This window comes from Paenibacillus sp. FSL K6-2859 (assembly GCF_038008265.1).
Taxonomy (GTDB): domain Bacteria; phylum Bacillota; class Bacilli; order Paenibacillales; family Paenibacillaceae; genus Paenibacillus_AQ; species Paenibacillus_AQ nitricinens.
The window spans coordinates 107,959-124,033 of the sequence record NZ_JBBOYU010000002.1 but is presented as its reverse complement, the minus strand read 5'-3'; the positions used below and the strand labels follow the sequence as shown (position 1 = coordinate 124,033).

The window sequence follows — 16,075 nt, the reverse complement described above, 5'->3', positions numbered from 1 at the left end:
AGGTAGCCCTTTGTTCAACTAACGGGCAGTTTAGCGCAACTAAATATTTCCTTTTTCGTTAAAGTAATAAGGGGTGAAACAATGAGGAATATTTCTTTTTCTTTTCTAGTAATGATTTTTTTAATAAGTGGATGTAGTAGCAGCAATCCAACCGAAGAAAGAAGTAAATCAATGCTCTATGATTTCAATGAACCATATAGATTTCCATTTGAAGTTAATGAAGTTCGCACGGAAATAGCAATTGATAATCCTGATGTACTTCAACAGTATATTTTTCATTATAAAAACAAGCAGACCACGCAAGAATTAAGGTATATCTTGAGCAAGGTTATTGATGAACCAGAGAAAATATCCTCGCAAGGCAAGCAACCCTTTGAACTTGAAAATGGGAAACAAGCATATTACGAAGAGGACGAAACCAGTCAATCAATTTGGTGGGAAAGTGAAAAAGGATTTTTGGCTCGATTTGTTTATTATATTAACGGGAACCTTAATCAGTTAAACAATTATAAATTAGATGAGTCCGACCTAATTGATTTAGCTAATCAGGTTCAATAGTATCTTTGCGCTAACGGGGAACGATAGTTGAATAATAAAACTTATTGTTGAGCAGGCTACCGCAGTCTGCTCATTTTATTAGGTTAACGGGCAGGACAACGCAACTTTACAACTCTTGGAAACGTATCTTTAAATAATGAAATGGTCTAGGGGGATGGTAATTGAAAAGATTTTTGACGATTGTGCTTTCTGTTTTCATTATAGCGGCTGGTTTTATTATATTCAGATTTGGAAGTGCCTTGTCACAAGAGGGCAACCCTGTAACGATACTTGTTTCCATTTCTAAATTAGAATTTACAAACAGCAATTTTGAACAGTTTTCTGAATCAGATAAACAGCTCAGATTTGTTTCGAAAAATAGCGGCGAATTTCGATATGATGTTGTCAAGGAATTTATGAAGGAAAAGGGCTGGAATTATAAGGACCACATGGGTTCAGGGCTTATCTTTGAGAATGATAAGCAGACTATAATTGTAGAAACCCGACAGTTTTCAAGACATTGTTTTTTGTGGGATATTCCCAATCAAGGATTAAGCTAACGGGAAATTTTGTTAGTTCGATAACAGCGGAAGTCTAATACTTTATTTTCACCGAACAATTCTTAATCTACTGTTTGTGGCTTGAATATTTCGAATCAAAAAAGAAGAACTCTTTAAATATCAAGAGTTCTTCTTTCATTTACACTTCATCAGAAGTGATATACCTGTATTCAATGTTTTCAAAGTCAGCTCCAGCCTGCTGTAGAGCTTCTAAAATTATTGTATGTAATTTATCTTTCATCCAGTTAGATACAAATTCGTTCTGAGCATATACCGTGTAAGCTAATCCTTTTTTGATACAAAAGGAACCTTTAAGCCACGTATCATATGATGGCTTGGTCATTCTCTTACTCATTATTTCAAGCGCTGCGTTCCAAATAAGCTTATCATCTTCAGTTATACTCTTCTCTAGCATCTTAATCTGGATTTGCATCTCATTATCCAGCTCAAGGGGAGTTTTTCGTTTTCGTACGACAGTTCCAGTACTAATTACATCCTCATATACCTCGCTATAATCGATAGCTGGGTCCAGATCAAGAATCTGATCAAACTGCTCTGTAATGGATTGCATGTATCGATCGTGATCAAGCTTTAATTCTGCCGGCAGCTGCTCATAAAGATCCATAGGGAGGAAGGGGACCTTTTTTCTCACCTTGAACAGAGGGCTTTCTTCCATATTGTTCTTGTCTGCATTCTGAACGTTAAACATGAGAACAAAACCATAGTTTTCAAGGATAGTCATATATTTTTTTACTGTATTCCGGCTTTTATTCATCTTTTGAGAGATGAGGTTGAGGTCTGGCCAACAGTAATCCTTGTCACCATAACAATAACGTTTGAGATGCCCATAGAGTGCGATACCTTCTGCAGATAAAAAATGCCCCCAGTAATCGAATATGTAGTTACTAATTATTGTCATGTGACCGTCTACGTAGGGGATGGCTTGACCGTGTTTATCTAATGAAAAACGTCTCACTTCATCTTCAGTGATATAGATCTTTTCAATCTCTTTTTGCATATAGATTTGATCTGCATTTCCAACTCTACGGATTTTTGATTCCTCAGCACCTGTTTGACGATAACGATAGTAGCTTAGCTTATAATTCGTACCCTTAAGGTTCCTTTCAAGCATAAAAAAACTCTCCTTTTACGTCCCTAAAAAAAGGCAACATTGAAGAAGAGTAGGCACTTCACTTTTCAAAAAGTCTGTGATAGAATAAAATCACAAATACTAATAAGTGAAGTTCCTATTCCTCTAACATTTATTCTCGACGCTTGGCGGCCGCAGAGATTAAATGTACTCGCGATAGGGACTTTTTTTCTATTTATTTTACTCATATATTTGGTAGCAGCTAAAACATTTTCATCAAAAATTGATACTCTGGTTAAACTGAAAAAACACACAATTAAAATTGTGTGCGACAAAATAAAGGGTTAAAAATCTTCCATTTTTTTGTAAATGGATAGACCTATCCCTAGTCTTGCACGCACTTCGAATATAGCATAATATTTTTTTTCAGTAAAGAGAATTTTGGAAGAATTAATCGAATGGCGCCACTTGCTATGAGTGTGATGTTATGCTAAAATTTGATCAAACCTTATATGCACGCAATGAGCACCCCAGCTTAGGAAACCTTCCGAAGTTGGGGTGCTCTTTTTTTGGCCCTAGTATTATCTGTTTACCCGAATCTGATCTGGTGCTATAATCTAAACATTACGAAATCAATTTATTTTCTTCGCAGTCCGATATCAGCGAAGAGTGGGATGCCGAGAGGCGATAGGTAAAATAATGGACGCTATAAGGCCATACGCTATAAGTATGTCCTTTTTTTGATGCCCGTTATGAACCTGAAGACACATTTCTTATGAAATGTGTCTTTTTTTATGCTTTCCAGACCTTTGGATGCAATCCTGGAAAACGTTATAAATTTAAAACTGGTGGTTAATCTTAGATTCTTACTCTGTATGAAAGCTCTATCTCTTGGCGGGAGAGGCAGCGGATTACGGTGTATCTCTGAAGGCAAAAAAATATTAGTGATAGAAAGGCAACAGGAATTGAATTTAAAAATAGGAGGGGAACATAAAAATGAAATTGCGTAGCCTTCGTAAGCAACCTGGATGGTATGAGATACAGTCGGTATGTCCGATCTGCGGCCATGAAGGATGGTGTGCCATTAACCATGAACAAACCATCGTGCGCTGTATGCGGGTACCTTCTGATGATTATATTGATACGACTATGGGTCGTCAGTATAAGCATTATCTTGATCCGGATGCACTTCCTAAGACGAATGTGGAGATTATGTATGATGAGTCGATAGACAAAAAATCAAATTCTCACCTGAATGCGGTTTATCGCACGATGCTCGAAGAAATGTCTTTGTCGAGTGATCATCTCTATCATCTACGTAATGTCCGCCAGTTCTCTGATAAGGAGATCCAGCTAAGACAATACCGGACAATGCCAAGTACGAATAGACATAAAATTGCTAAAGCTGTAATCAATCGTGTGAGTGATCAGAATGATTTATTAGGCGTTCCTGGTTTTTTCGCTAAAGAAGGAACTTATGGTTCTTATTGGACTATGGCTGGAGCTGCTGGGCTAATGATTCCGTTCCGATCAATAACAAATGAAATTACAGGCTGGCAGATTCGTGTAGATGATCCACCGCTTGAACTCGTTATGGAAGGTGCGATTAAGGGCGAAATCATGAAGGAACTAGAACCTAATCAATTCGGGATGCGGCGTGCTAGATGCAAACTCTATGTTCAGGGTAAAGAGCTAGAAGTCATCCTTACAGAGAAGGACAAGAAAGAATGTTATTCAAAATCGAAGCAATTTGTATTCAGTGTTGTACTCAAGCAAGGTCTGCGGTACTGGTGGTGGAGTAGCGGTTCCAAGAAAAACGGTTCCTCTATTGGTAATCCGCTCCCTTATCATCTAGCCTTGCCGACCCCATGTCTTCCGTACTGGAACATTGGAGAAATGCCAACCGACATTATAGATTGCTCTGAAGTATGGATAACTGAAGGTCCGATAAAAGCTGATAAAGGGGCTGAAGCTTTACTCAAACCTTTTATAGGACTTCCCGGGATAGGAACCTACAGTTTGATCTTGGATGTATTGAAAGAGCTGGGATGCAAACATATAGTGATTGCATTTGATGCCGACATTGTTACCACACCACAGGTACAACAGACACTAGGACTATGCGCAGAATTTTTTGCAAAGAACACAGATATGTCTTTAAGCCTGGCTATGTGGGATATAACTTTAGGCAAGGGAATCGACGATCTCGTTGACAATGGCTATTTGCCTCAGTTGACCGCGATGATTGAATAAATTGAATTAGGAGCTGATAGATAATGTTAAACAGAATAATTCTTATTGGTAGACTCACTCGGGATCCGGAACTCAGATACACCCCATCCGGTGTAGCAACAACGACCTTTACCCTTGCTGTTGATCGTAATTTCACTGGACCAAATGGTGAACGTGAAGCAGATTTCATACCTGTCGGTGCGCTTTGTTCGTCCATAAGCGCGGCTTAATTGCCGCGTGAAAGGACGGGAACGAACAAAACAGTTCGTTCTAACTGTACAACTGAGAGGCTGGGTGGAATCCCCAGCAAGGGTAAAGAGTCTAAATACCCTTCCTTAATACTCCTACGTGCGGCCAATTCTATCCGGCGGGCTGTACGAAGCTAGGTGAAGACGTAACCTGATGGCCTAACCTATTATGGCCTACATGGTGCGGAGGTCCTTAAAAGCAATGCTTATGGTGACGAGAGGAATCCACGTTTGAAGCGTCGTGAATGAAACCCTTCCTACATAGGTAAGTGGAAGGATACCAAGGGAATTCGATCACCTTCGACAGTGGTGAAAGAGCGGATTATTGGCTTATATTGCGCCAATAAGACTGAACCAACCAGTTAAGACTCATCTCGGTTGGCGAGTACCTTCGGCGTAAAGTGGGCACCTAAAAGTTTGCAAAACAAGGGATACGTTGTACGGAACAAAGGAAGCTTCTCAAGCCGAGGTTGGAGAATGAACTAATGACACTTGAGAAGTGGCAGCAGTCCCGTAGTAGTGATGACCACTGGCAATAAACCAGTACGAGCGAAGGGGACTAGTCGGTACAAGAGACTACAAGGCAAATTTCTGGTCTATACGAACCGTCATAATGACGTGGGAGTCAAACAGTTAATTCACCCGATTACCTATATATAAGGGGATGGTCCGGTGAAGGTTAAAGGACTAGAAATTCGGAACGAACAAGAATTAGTTGCTACCCTGGATCGGATGCATAATGCGGCTAAGGATGGAAAAGAACCCTTTTACAACCTCATTGAACTGATGCTCAATGACGAAACCATCCTGACAGCTATTCACAACATTAAGTCTAATCGTGGAAGCATGACAGCCGGAGTAGATAAAAAGGACGTCAATTACTATCTCCAGATGAAGAAGGATAAACTACTAAACATCATAAAACGGAGTATTAATAATTACGACCCAAGTCCGGTTCGTCGAGTCCACATACCCAAACCAAATGGCAAAACAAGACCGTTGGGCATTCCAACCATGATCGATCGAATGATCCAAGAAATCGCGCGGATTGTTCTCGACCCGATTGCCGAGGGGAAATTCTTCAAACACAGCTACGGTTTCAGATCCTACAGGGCATGCGACCATGCTATCGCAAGAACTCTCGACCTCATCAACCGGTGCAAAAATTATGTGGTAATCGAAGGAGACATCAAAGGATTCTTCGACAACATCAACCACAATAAACTGATCGAAATCATGTGGAAGATGGGCATCAAAGATAAGAGATACCTCATGATTATCAAAAAAATGCTCAAGGCTGGAATTTTTGAAAATGGTTCGTTTCAGGAAAACGAATTCGGAACACCCCAAGGCGCCATCATCTCACCTCTGTTGGCAAACATCTACCTCAATGAATTTGACTGGATGGTTGCTGAGAAGTTCGAGGAACACCCGGCAAGATACATTAAGGTATCCAATCCGACTAAGAACGGCACACGGAGAGTCAGAAGAGACCACGAAGCGTGCTTCTTAGTAAGATACGCGGACGACTGGGTAATCCTCTGCGAGACTGAGGATAAAGCCAAAAAGGTGCTTACCGATGTTGAGAAATACCTCAGCCACGTACTGAAACTCGAGCTATCTAAAGAAAAGACCTTGATAACTAATATCAGGGAAAAACCAGCAAAATTCCTCGGTTTTGAAATCATTGCTGAAAAAGCACGGTTAAAGGACAAGATAGTTGGAAAGGCGCTCCCTGAGAAATCTAAACTGGATGCAAAGACTAGGAGTATCGCCGCAGACATCGACGAACTTAAACGGTTCAAAAACGACTACGACAGGGCCGCACATATTGAACTTGTTAACTCAAAAATTGTTGGAGTATCTAATTACTTCAAGATAGGGAATAGTTCATACCTATTCAAGAGTCTCGATTACAGACTGAGCAACAGAGCATATAAAACCTTTACCAAAATTTACGGTCGTAAAGACTGGAAGAGGTTGACGGTGCCAGCAAGTGAACTCAATAATCGCCCTCAAAGGCACGCCGGAAAAGAACTGAGAGTATTCTTTGTTGAAGTGAACAGCATGAAGGTGGGGTTGACCAGATTGGGATTCACCACCAGCACTCTCGCCAAAAACTTCAACCAAGATCTCACGCCGTATACTTCGGAAGGTCGCGCTCTATACGAAGAACGTATAGGTAAGAAACTCAGGCTTAACAGACCTACGTTGTACACGCCGGAAGATTTAGCCTTTGTAGCTCTTCATCAGATTGTACCTAAGGGGAAAAACGACAAGCTGTACAACTTTGAGTTCATTCTCAACAGAGAATATGCCTACAATCGAGACAAAGGGTTATGCAAGGTGTGCAGAATATTCTTGGACGGACATCTTTATAATTGTCATCATATAAAACCATACCTGCCTATGGACAAGGTCAACAAAGTTAATAACCTTGCCTCGGTATGTGACCGATGCCATCGCCTAATTCACGGTACAGCAGAGGCTGAAAATGTAAAATTGATGACAAAAATTATGAAGTACCGAAAACTGCTCAAAAAAGAGCTTAACGCCGAATAGTCTAACGACTTTTCCCGTGAGGGGTTAGTTGTTTCGAAAGTCTAGTGAGGGTGACTAGAACTTTACTTGTATCGATGGAACGCCGTATGCGGGGAAACTCGCACGTACGGTGTGGGGTGGGGGAAAACCTGGAGATAATATCAAAGGGTTACCTATCACCATTGACCTGGAGACAGCTTGCAGAAACATGTGCTAATTATTTGAAAAAGGGCCGTTTATGCGCTGTAGAAGGCCGTATTCAAGTACGGAACTATGAGAATAGAGAGGGTAAACGTGTGTATGTGACCGAAGTTGTCGCTGATAACGTTCGTTTCTTAGAATCTGCTAATAACAGTTCCGGAGGGAACTCTGTAGGTCGGCAAGCGAATCAGAATAACTCATCTTCTGGTAGCAGATCTGATGACTATACGATGGATCCATTTAGTGGAGATGGTAAACCGATCGAAATATCTGACGATGACCTGCCATTTTAAGAGATAAAGCCTTAATCTGGAGTAGTCAACTTGTTCCGAAGTTTAACCGGTACGTTTTGACTAATAAACAACTTTTACAGTCCTGATTAGAGAGAACATTCAACGATCCCCTCTAAAGTGGACTATTAAAGACAAGTAGAGAGTCAATCAACCTCTACTGATAGGAGATAAAGAGGAGTGAATTGCTAAGCAATCACTTCTTTTTGTTGTTCCCTGCCGCGGGGAAGTATAAGACAGTCCCCGCGGTGAAAGGGGCTTGTCATAGGAGGAATATAAATGTTTCTTTTGCAAATCATCGATGGTGGTATTGCTCGTTGTACTGTTCATGGGTTAGAACTCATTCCTTTCACATCCACTGTTGAAATCATCATTACCAATTATCTTAAAGAGCATGGTTCCTTGGATGAAGAGAGTAGTGAATATACAACCGAGGATGGATCCGCCACCCTTTATCATTTAGCCGTTGACGGAGAGGTATTAGTGTTTAGTGAAGAAATATGGGCGTACGCTTTCGATGGGAGTGAGTCCTTTTCAGAATCATTACAAAAGCTTCGTAATGATTGGAGTTAATGAATAAAAAGGATCAGAAGCTACTTCTGTGACAAGCAAATAATTTTTGCTGCTGGATTAAATAATCGAACATTCCAGGGGGAAAACATGTATATCTATGCTTTAGTTAGTACATATGGAGAGATTATGGATATCTGCGTAGGAACTGCAGCAGCTCAAAAGATGAACATGAATAACCAGGTTGAAGATCTACAAATCAAACCCATCATGTTGCACTCAGAATATGAGAAACAGCCGAGTGACTATAAAGGTACCGTAGAAGGAATTCGATATCTGCTGTATATGGGAATTGACGGAAAGAGTACATATGGACCGGTAGCGCTTTTGCATAGCTGGGGTTCATGGAGTGATAAGCTGTGCAATTGATCTCCACTGAAATAGTAAATATGAAAGGATGTGAACGCTGATGACACTTTTGAATATGGTCATGAAGATTGTTGGCATTAGCTCAGATAAAAATAAAAGGGTAGAACGGGGTTTATGCTCTAATATCTCACAGGAAACCAATACAGCTCATAACGTAGGACTAGAAAATGCTAATACCTTAATAAAGGATTTAGTTCCATTCTCGAGATTGCATCACGTGATTGTTAGATATCCGTTGTCTATATCCAGACTGAAAAAATTAATTAAGGAAAAGGATGTAGTGAAAGATATTTTTAGAACCATAAGCGAGCATGAAGATGGATTCTGGGAATATGAAGTTGGCGACAACACTGAGCATAGCTCAACTTCGATGCTTAAGTATCGTCTTATTATTCGAGATAGAAAAATTAAACTGGTAGTGAATGAACTAAGAGTGATTGAGTTTTATTAGATTTCATCTTAACTTTCCCCCTATGGAGAGGCGTTGGTAATCAAACGCCCTTCCTCAGGCAATCCCTGATTACATTTCTCGTCAAGAGTTACAGGCACTTCGAGTAGCTGTATTTCGGACGGAAATGGAAAAGAATCTGTAAACGAGATTTAAGCTGGAGTGATAAAAAGAAGCAGGAGTGATAATAGTGTCAATGACCATAGAAAATATAGAAATTAAAGAGTTACCCAAGACTTATATAAGTAAAGAACATATAAAGCAATTAGAAAGAATGTTCCTATCAGCTGATTTTAAATTCGGATTTGATATTGTAGATGAAGATGTAGCTGACATTCTCACAACATTTGTTTCTGCCTATCACGAAGGGGACTGGTCGATTTGCCATATAGATTATGGTATAGATGATCCTTCAGTTCATGCCGTTCGTGCTCTCTGTCAAAAATTAAATATCTACTATGATATTAAAGAGAATGAAAGTGAAAGTGAAATCACGCTATATCTACCTCGCTCTACTGATCCACTCAGTGTCCAGCAAGCCGCCGATGAATCCAAGCGTCAACTGATCGATTTTGCTTCACAAGTCTCTTCTGGATTCGAGTTAGGACGTTTTGGATTTATATGTGAGGGGATGCTCCGGTCAAGAGGTTTAGAGGTTAGTGAGAATGTTATGATCTGGTGTACTATGGATGGTATCACTGTATTAACTGAGTATTGTCATGGAAGGTTATTCAACTTTTATGGGGAAATGACAGAATCCTTGATACAAGAGTTGGTTATCGAGTACCATTTTGACACATTCATTAACAAAGCTAGCGTAGTCATACCTCCATCTTCGAACAAAACAGCGGTGACACATCCACTTTTCGTGAAGCGGGTAAGTTACGATGAAAGTTTTTTCGGGAATGTATGGACTGGCTTAACACAGCAACATTTAAAAATGATTCTCGAAGAGTTCAAAGAATATCATGTATATTCACTGGTATCTACTAAAAATGGGTACAGTCTGTTAGAAGGCATGCAGGTCAATTGTATTGGATTTCTTCTAACGCGCTGTTACATTTCGATTCCGGAAGGAATAGAACTACCCAAGAGAATCATTGGTAACTCATAAATTAATAAAGATACCTTCTTCAAAAAGAGGGTATCTTTATTTTATAGGTATGAGAACCATTTATATTGATTGTAAAGACGTTGAACTGTTATAATACGGATATTACGAAAGGTATTTATTTTCACCGCCGTCTACCTTTTCGGCGAGTGAAGGAGTATATCCGGTTAACGGATAAAAAAATAACAGGCATAGAATTTGCCATGGAGATTAAGAAGCATGCCACAGGTATGTTTTTTTTATTTTCCATGGCTTTTTTTGTGCCTAAAAACTGGGAGGAAGATAATAATGGAAATACTTTTGGAGCAGCGTCATGAAAATCATGTGGATGAAAAAGAAGAAGTAGCGGTAACGAGTGAGATGGCTTTTGTAGTAGATCACGGTGCCCTCATGAATGCACTAACAATCTGCGGGAAGGTTATACCTAAATCGAGCGCTATCCCTATCATGCAAACGATAAAGTTTGACTTGAATGGTGATACTCTGTTCATCACGGCTGTAGACGTTAGTCAATCCGTGCTGCAGATGATGGAGGTGAAAAATACAGGCGGGGTAAAGGGGAGTTATTTGTTCCCAGCAAAAGAAGGGATCGAACTTATTAAGCGGTTGCCTGCTGGTAGTTTGACGCTGACAAGAAAGGAATCATCAGTGCATGTTCAATATGGAAAGAGTGGTAAGGCTAATCTTAGTGTCTTAGACTCTGATGAATTCCCTGCGCTTCCCGTCTTGGGGAAAACAGATATGATCCCTATTTCATTAGAGACTCTTCGAAGAGCTGCTGTTACATCACTTTTTACAGCTACGGATGAAAAAACACCCGCACTGAATGGTATACATATCTATAATCATGAGGGGAAATTAGGATTCCAAGCAACGGATCGTCATCGGATTAGTAGATTTGTTTCGGACATCCCTATAGATACTCCGGAAACGTTTCTGTCCTCAATTGTCCCTGCACAGAACTTTAAACAGATTGTGGATTCATTAAAAGACTCGGTTGCGATTCAACTCGCAGTAACGAGTACTTACTTAATCCTAAGAGATAAGAACATTGTCTATTTTGGTAGATTGATTGATGCGACTTTTCCAGATCTTTCTGTAGCTTTTAAGGGGATAGATCAGGGAATCACGATTACTTTATCTAAAGAGGAGCTGGATAAGACACTTTATCGTGCTTTGTCACTGGATGCTCAAAATAATCGTGTGACGCTTGAAGTTGATACAACAGGAGAATTTGTTGTTCATACTCAATCAAAAAACAGTGCACTGACAGAAGGATTTCCTACAGCTATTTTAGATGCTAATGCTTCTTTCCCCGTCATGAAATTTAATGGAAAGTATCTACGTGAAGCTTTACTTCTGGGCAACCGAGAAACCAAAAATGTTCAGATCCGAGTGAGTAGTTCGAAGAGCCCTGGGTATCTGACATTAGAAGGTGATCCATCGGTAACTGCAGTTTTACTTCCGTGCCTATGACAAGGGCTTAGTAGTAGCAATGGTGTGTGGGATTACTATAACAGGATGCCTAAAAGAGTTGCGCGTCATGCTGCAGCTCTTTTTTTTGGCTAAAAATTAGGAGGGAAATAGATGTCGTCCAATCAGATGAAAGATATGTTTGACCGGGTTATTCATAACAAAGTGAGAATGGGCAATTTTGAGACTAAAGATCAGGATACGCTGTGTATTCGTAGTCTTCTTCAATTTCCGAAATCCGCATTTTCTGTAGCCGACTTTTGTGCCGGCAGTGGAAATGCATTGAATGTCATGACAGAAGGCACTGAGGCGGTAACCTTCGGGATTGAGCCAAATGAAGAGAAGTATCTCGAACTTCGAGAACGTGCGAACTACGCTCTATACGGGGGATATGAAGAGTGTCGTATCAGCAGAGATACCTTTAGACTCATGTACCTTAATCCTCCCTATGGTGCGCCACGTTTTGGCAAACTGTGAGCCCTAGTCAGGCCTACAGCAAAAACCAACGCTGCTTGAAGCATTAAGCAGAAGAACTAATTCGTCAAAGATTGGAGGCTGAAATGCTTCCGCCGTCTGAACTCATGTCGCTAAAGCGGTTGACCCCGCCAGACAAGACGAGGGCTAAGAACTACCCCCGTGCAGGAGAGTGCCATCACATTCAAATGTGCGAGAGCAGGGGTTGAAGTCGTGAATACGGATCGTGCGCATCCGAAAGGAAGAAGATCCCGATAGCGCGGGCCACCTGCAGTCCATGGTGAGAGCAATCGAAGACACCCAAGCATCGTCAGGGTTGAATGGGAAAGCACATAGCCCATTACAGATGAGAACGAGGAACGGATTTCGTATGGGTCCCGCTCCTCCGCATTTCTGAAATGAAATGCAGAAGTCCACGGCACAACTAGAGTTCAAACCGTGGCTGGGTTCTCCGGTGTATAGTGTCCACCTAAAGACTGCAAAAAGAGGTTATGACGAATTCGGTACGTGGGAAGGTCACTCAGTGGAGAATGACGGTTCTATGATGCTGAATGACTGACAGAGGCGCCGTAGTAGTCAGAGGTTGGGAAAGCCAACTACACCTATTCAATATAGGACACTTGTTTTTTGGCAGGAAGCAAAAAAAATAGACCGGAATCGGCCTATGCTAAGTATTGTTAAACTCCCACACCTGTTACCTTACAATCAGGTGAGACATGAATGTACCGAGGAAGATGTATTTTGATCTCGATCATGCTGACTCTAGAATACCTATCAGATTGTTCCTGGTTATCTACTTCGAAGTAGTGCTCATGTACAGAGTCATTTGGAAAACCCATCTCCTCGTGCCAGCTATATAGATACAGTTTCCCTTCTGGGGACTGCATTAGAGCCCGGGTATCATGACTTGTATCAACATACGTTTTCAATGTCATGAACTGACTCAAATCTTTCCGAGACAATGGACTTCCAAACACGACATACTTAATATCTTTGCTTTCTTGCATGTAACGCCCTCCCTGTTAAGGTTATATTTCCATTGTATCATCAGGGGCGGATCTTACAAAAAAAAAAAACAATGTGTGGCGAAGGGCGCCAATCGGTCAGGTCTTGTTGGAGGAAATAGACAGGGTAAACGCCCATGAGGGTAATACGCAAACGCATCGACATACCGAAAGGGGTGATCAGATGCGGGTTCCAAACCTTGTCGCAAGTGAAAAGGACTTAAAGGGAGTTTTAGACACTCTCTTCCACGCAAGCAAGGAAGGGAAATCGTTCACGGGATTGCTCGAACTTGCCATGAATGATCAAACGATCATCACGGCCGTTCATAACATCAAGAGTAATAAAGGCTCAAAAACAGCAGGTATCGACAAGAAAACGGTCGACCACTATCTCCAAATGCCTTTCAAGAAGCTGATTGGTCTGGTTAAGGGGTGTTTCACGAATTACAACCCGAAACCTGTTCGACGGCACTTCATTGAAAAGCAGAATGGGAAGTTACGACCGCTCGGTATCCCAGTTGTTATTGACCGCATCATCCAGGAATGTATTCGAATTGTGATCGAGCCAATCGCAGAAGCTCGATTCTTCGAACACAGCTACGGTTTCAGACCGTACAGAGCGACCAAGCATGCGATTCGAAGCGTGACCTATCACGCCGACCGGACACCATGGGTCATCGAAGGAGACATCAAAGGCTACTTCGATAACATCCACCACGGCTTACTTATCAAGAAGCTCTGGAACATTGGGATTATCGACAAGCGCATACTAGCAATCATCAAGAAGATGTTGAAAGCTGGGGTACTGGACAGAGGGAACCTTAAACACTCCGAAAAGGGCACGCCACAGGGTGGGATTCTTTCCCCGCTACTAGCGAACATTTACCTCAATGACTTCGACTGGATGATCGCAAGGCGCTGGCAAATCCCTTCCCGCGAAAACGAGTATTCAAAACGTTACGCGGCCAGAAATTACTTGAAACGAGCAGGATTCGGTGAATGCTTTTTGACCCGATACGCGGACGATTGGGTTATCCAAGTTCCTACGGAGAAAGACGCTGTCAAACTGCTTAGAGAGCTGAAGAGATACTTCAGTTCGAAGCTGAAGCTTGAACTGTCAGACGAGAAAACGGTAATTACAGATATGCGGAAGAACCCCATTAAGTTCTTGGGTTTCAACCTCATAGCTGAGCCGATTAAGGCAAAGCACGGTAAGCCGAGTTCTGGAAGGATTGTGGGGAAAAACTACCCCAACCCGCAGAAGGTCAGGGAACAGATCAAGTCCCTCTCCAGCGCGATCCACAACCTCAGCAGACGTACTACTCATGAAGAATGGGCAGCCGAAATCGAAAGGATTAACGCGATCATAGTCGGATATGCGGAATATTGGAAAACGGGCACGAGCAAACGAACCCTCACCAAACTGGACAACGCTGTGCATCACATTGCACGTGCGGTTTTCAGAAGAAAGTGGGGAGGAGTTGGTCTCAAAGCCTACCACATTCCGCTATCAAAGCTTAACAACAGACCCCTGCGACACGCAGGAAGAGCAGACAGTACGTGGGCTGTACCCATAGGTGATTTGTGGGTTGGTTTGACCAAAGCGCAGATCACCGCCATCCAGTATCAGCGGTTCATGTTCAATCAGGACATGACACCGTATACGCCGGAAGGCAGGAAGCAGTACGCTGAGCAAACGAAGCGTAAACTGCCTCTGGATAGGCCACCCCTCTATTCTACCGAGTTCCTCTGGAGCAAAGTTGGAGTAAAGGGCATCTACAATTTCGAGTTCATGATGAATCGTGAGTACGCCTACAACCGGGACAAAGGACGATGCAAGTGCTGCGATGCACCATTGGTTGAAGTTCATAGCCAATGCCATCATAAGCGCCCTTGGTTACCACTTGATAGAGTGAACAAGGTCCAAGAACTGATCTGGGTATGCACAGAGTGTCATGCCTGGATTCACAATATTGGACTTCCCGACAATCCTAAAGCGACTAATAAAATCATCAAACTCCGGAGTCTTTTGAAACCTCAACAGGAGAGAGCTAAGTCGTAAGACAAACCTCTCATGAGTGTCCCACTGTAAAGTGAAGTGACACCTACCTGATCGACCGAAAGCCGTGTGACGGGAAACTGTCACGCACGGTTTGGAGCGGGGGAAAAGGGGGAGATCATATCAAACCCTTACCTATCGCTATATAACGATAGCGAGACGTTAGAATCGAAGATGGAGCGTAAAGAAAAGCGGTTTCTTCGGCAGCTTTTCCCTTATGTTGCTGTGGATGGAATCCTAATATTTAATATCCCTCGTGGTCGTATGACCAAAGATATAGTGAATATTTTGGTGGCCAACTTGGATGATATCCGTGTATATGCCTCCCATGATGATACCTTCAATCAGGTGTATACGATCGGAAGAAAGAGGGCTACTAAATATATTGATAGGAATGAGGTACAGCGAATCTTGGGATTAATGCTTGAGGGAAGCGAACTACAACGTATTCCGATGGCAGAGGCCCCACTATATAAAGTGTTTCCTGGAAACATTAGCCCTAAGCTATTTCGCTCGAGTCATATCGACGTAGATCATGTGAGAGAGGTATCACGCCTATCTTCACTCACTCGTAAAGGGATGGAATGGTCAACCCCTAAGAAGCCTGCAGAACGACTGCAGCCGCTCCTCCCAGACAAAGAAATGCACAGAGTACTTAGAATGGCTTCTGGAAAACTGAACGGAAAAGTGGGAAGTGGGAAACTTCTTCATGTTCTTAAAGGGGTTGTCAAAAAAGAGAGTATTAGTACTACCGAGGTAACAGACAATGAAACCGTAATTACCGAACGTGAAAAGTTTACGATTACTTTTAAAATTGTAGATCGGTATGGCAACATTCGTACTATTCAAAGCTAAAAAAGAACGAATC

The 16,075-nt window shown here is 41.8% G+C and carries 17 protein-coding genes and 2 pseudogenes; 17 read left to right on the top strand and 2 right to left on the bottom strand.

Annotated elements, in window-relative coordinates; translation table 11 throughout:
* Positions 1-81 precede the first annotated feature (81 nt).
* Positions 82-558 carry a hypothetical protein gene (locus MHB64_RS31175; protein ID WP_341136217.1) on the top strand — a complete coding sequence of 159 codons (477 nt, stop codon included), beginning with the start codon at positions 82-84 and terminating at the stop codon, positions 556-558.
* Between the two features lie 161 nt (positions 559-719).
* Entirely contained in the window at positions 720-1,097 is a 378-nt protein-coding gene (locus MHB64_RS31170; RefSeq protein WP_341136216.1) for a hypothetical protein, read from the top strand.
* Positions 1,098-1,236: 139 nt separating this feature from the next.
* Here MHB64_RS31170 and MHB64_RS31165 read toward each other — a convergent pair whose 3' ends face one another.
* Positions 1,237-2,229 (bottom strand): helix-turn-helix domain-containing protein, encoded by a 993-nt coding sequence (locus tag MHB64_RS31165; RefSeq protein ID WP_341136215.1) that lies wholly within the window; start codon positions 2,227-2,229, stop codon positions 1,237-1,239.
* A 954-nt stretch (positions 2,230-3,183) separates the two neighbouring features.
* On the opposite strand from MHB64_RS31165, the gene MHB64_RS31160 reads away from it, so the two are divergent.
* From MHB64_RS31160 to MHB64_RS31100, 13 genes and pseudogenes are all read left to right on the top strand, one after another.
* Positions 3,184-4,440 carry a hypothetical protein gene (locus MHB64_RS31160; RefSeq protein ID WP_341136214.1) on the top strand — a complete coding sequence of 419 codons (1,257 nt, stop codon included), beginning with the start codon at positions 3,184-3,186 and terminating at the stop codon, positions 4,438-4,440.
* 23 nt (positions 4,441-4,463) lie between these two features.
* Positions 4,464-4,610: pseudogene (gene ssb / locus MHB64_RS31155) on the top strand (single-stranded DNA-binding protein); the annotation flags it as partial.
* 549 nt (positions 4,611-5,159) lie between these two features.
* Positions 5,160-5,327 carry a hypothetical protein gene (locus tag MHB64_RS31150; protein WP_341136213.1) on the top strand — a complete coding sequence of 56 codons (168 nt, stop codon included), beginning with the start codon at positions 5,160-5,162 and terminating at the stop codon, positions 5,325-5,327.
* Positions 5,328-5,339: 12 nt separating this feature from the next.
* Positions 5,340-7,229 (top strand): group II intron reverse transcriptase/maturase, encoded by a 1,890-nt coding sequence (gene ltrA, locus MHB64_RS31145; RefSeq protein WP_341136212.1) that lies wholly within the window; start codon positions 5,340-5,342, stop codon positions 7,227-7,229.
* A gap of 149 nt (positions 7,230-7,378) precedes the next feature.
* Positions 7,379-7,702, top strand: a pseudogene (gene ssb / locus MHB64_RS31140) (single-stranded DNA-binding protein); the annotation flags it as partial.
* A 276-nt stretch (positions 7,703-7,978) separates the two neighbouring features.
* On the top strand, positions 7,979-8,272 hold the full coding sequence (locus MHB64_RS31135) for a hypothetical protein (RefSeq protein WP_280788530.1): 294 nt from the start codon (positions 7,979-7,981) through the stop codon (positions 8,270-8,272).
* Between the two features lie 87 nt (positions 8,273-8,359).
* Positions 8,360-8,638, top strand: coding sequence for a hypothetical protein (locus MHB64_RS31130; protein ID WP_341136211.1), 279 nt, complete (start codon positions 8,360-8,362; stop codon positions 8,636-8,638).
* A 40-nt stretch (positions 8,639-8,678) separates the two neighbouring features.
* Positions 8,679-9,089 (top strand): hypothetical protein, encoded by a 411-nt coding sequence (locus MHB64_RS31125; protein ID WP_341136210.1) that lies wholly within the window; start codon positions 8,679-8,681, stop codon positions 9,087-9,089.
* Positions 9,090-9,276: 187 nt separating this feature from the next.
* Complete coding sequence (locus MHB64_RS31120; RefSeq protein WP_341136209.1) at positions 9,277-10,200, top strand: hypothetical protein; 924 nt, start codon at positions 9,277-9,279, stop codon at positions 10,198-10,200.
* A gap of 146 nt (positions 10,201-10,346) precedes the next feature.
* The gene (locus tag MHB64_RS31115; RefSeq protein WP_341136208.1) at positions 10,347-10,514 is read left to right on the top strand and encodes a hypothetical protein; all 168 of its coding nucleotides are present in this window, start codon (positions 10,347-10,349) and stop codon (positions 10,512-10,514) included.
* On the top strand, positions 10,486-11,673 hold the full coding sequence (dnaN, locus tag MHB64_RS31110; RefSeq protein ID WP_341136207.1) for a DNA polymerase III subunit beta: 1,188 nt from the start codon (positions 10,486-10,488) through the stop codon (positions 11,671-11,673). Before MHB64_RS31115 ends, dnaN begins: the two co-directional genes overlap by 29 nt.
* Before the next feature lie 111 nt (positions 11,674-11,784).
* Positions 11,785-12,147, top strand: coding sequence for a DUF6094 domain-containing protein (locus MHB64_RS31105; RefSeq protein WP_341136206.1), 363 nt, complete (start codon positions 11,785-11,787; stop codon positions 12,145-12,147).
* 400 nt (positions 12,148-12,547) lie between these two features.
* The gene (locus tag MHB64_RS31100) at positions 12,548-12,703 is read left to right on the top strand and encodes a hypothetical protein (RefSeq protein WP_341136205.1); all 156 of its coding nucleotides are present in this window, start codon (positions 12,548-12,550) and stop codon (positions 12,701-12,703) included.
* A 118-nt stretch (positions 12,704-12,821) separates the two neighbouring features.
* Here the strand turns inward: MHB64_RS31100 and MHB64_RS31095 are convergent, their stop codons facing one another.
* On the bottom strand, positions 12,822-13,151 hold the full coding sequence (locus tag MHB64_RS31095; protein WP_341136204.1) for a hypothetical protein: 330 nt from the start codon (positions 13,149-13,151) through the stop codon (positions 12,822-12,824).
* A gap of 181 nt (positions 13,152-13,332) precedes the next feature.
* Here MHB64_RS31095 and ltrA (MHB64_RS31090) point away from each other — a divergent pair, with 181 nt between their 5' ends.
* On the top strand, positions 13,333-15,210 hold the full coding sequence (ltrA, locus tag MHB64_RS31090) for a group II intron reverse transcriptase/maturase (RefSeq protein ID WP_341136203.1): 1,878 nt from the start codon (positions 13,333-13,335) through the stop codon (positions 15,208-15,210).
* A gap of 66 nt (positions 15,211-15,276) precedes the next feature.
* On the top strand, positions 15,277-16,062 hold the full coding sequence (locus MHB64_RS31085; RefSeq protein ID WP_341136202.1) for a DUF6094 domain-containing protein: 786 nt from the start codon (positions 15,277-15,279) through the stop codon (positions 16,060-16,062).
* Positions 16,063-16,075: the final 13 nt, after the last annotated feature.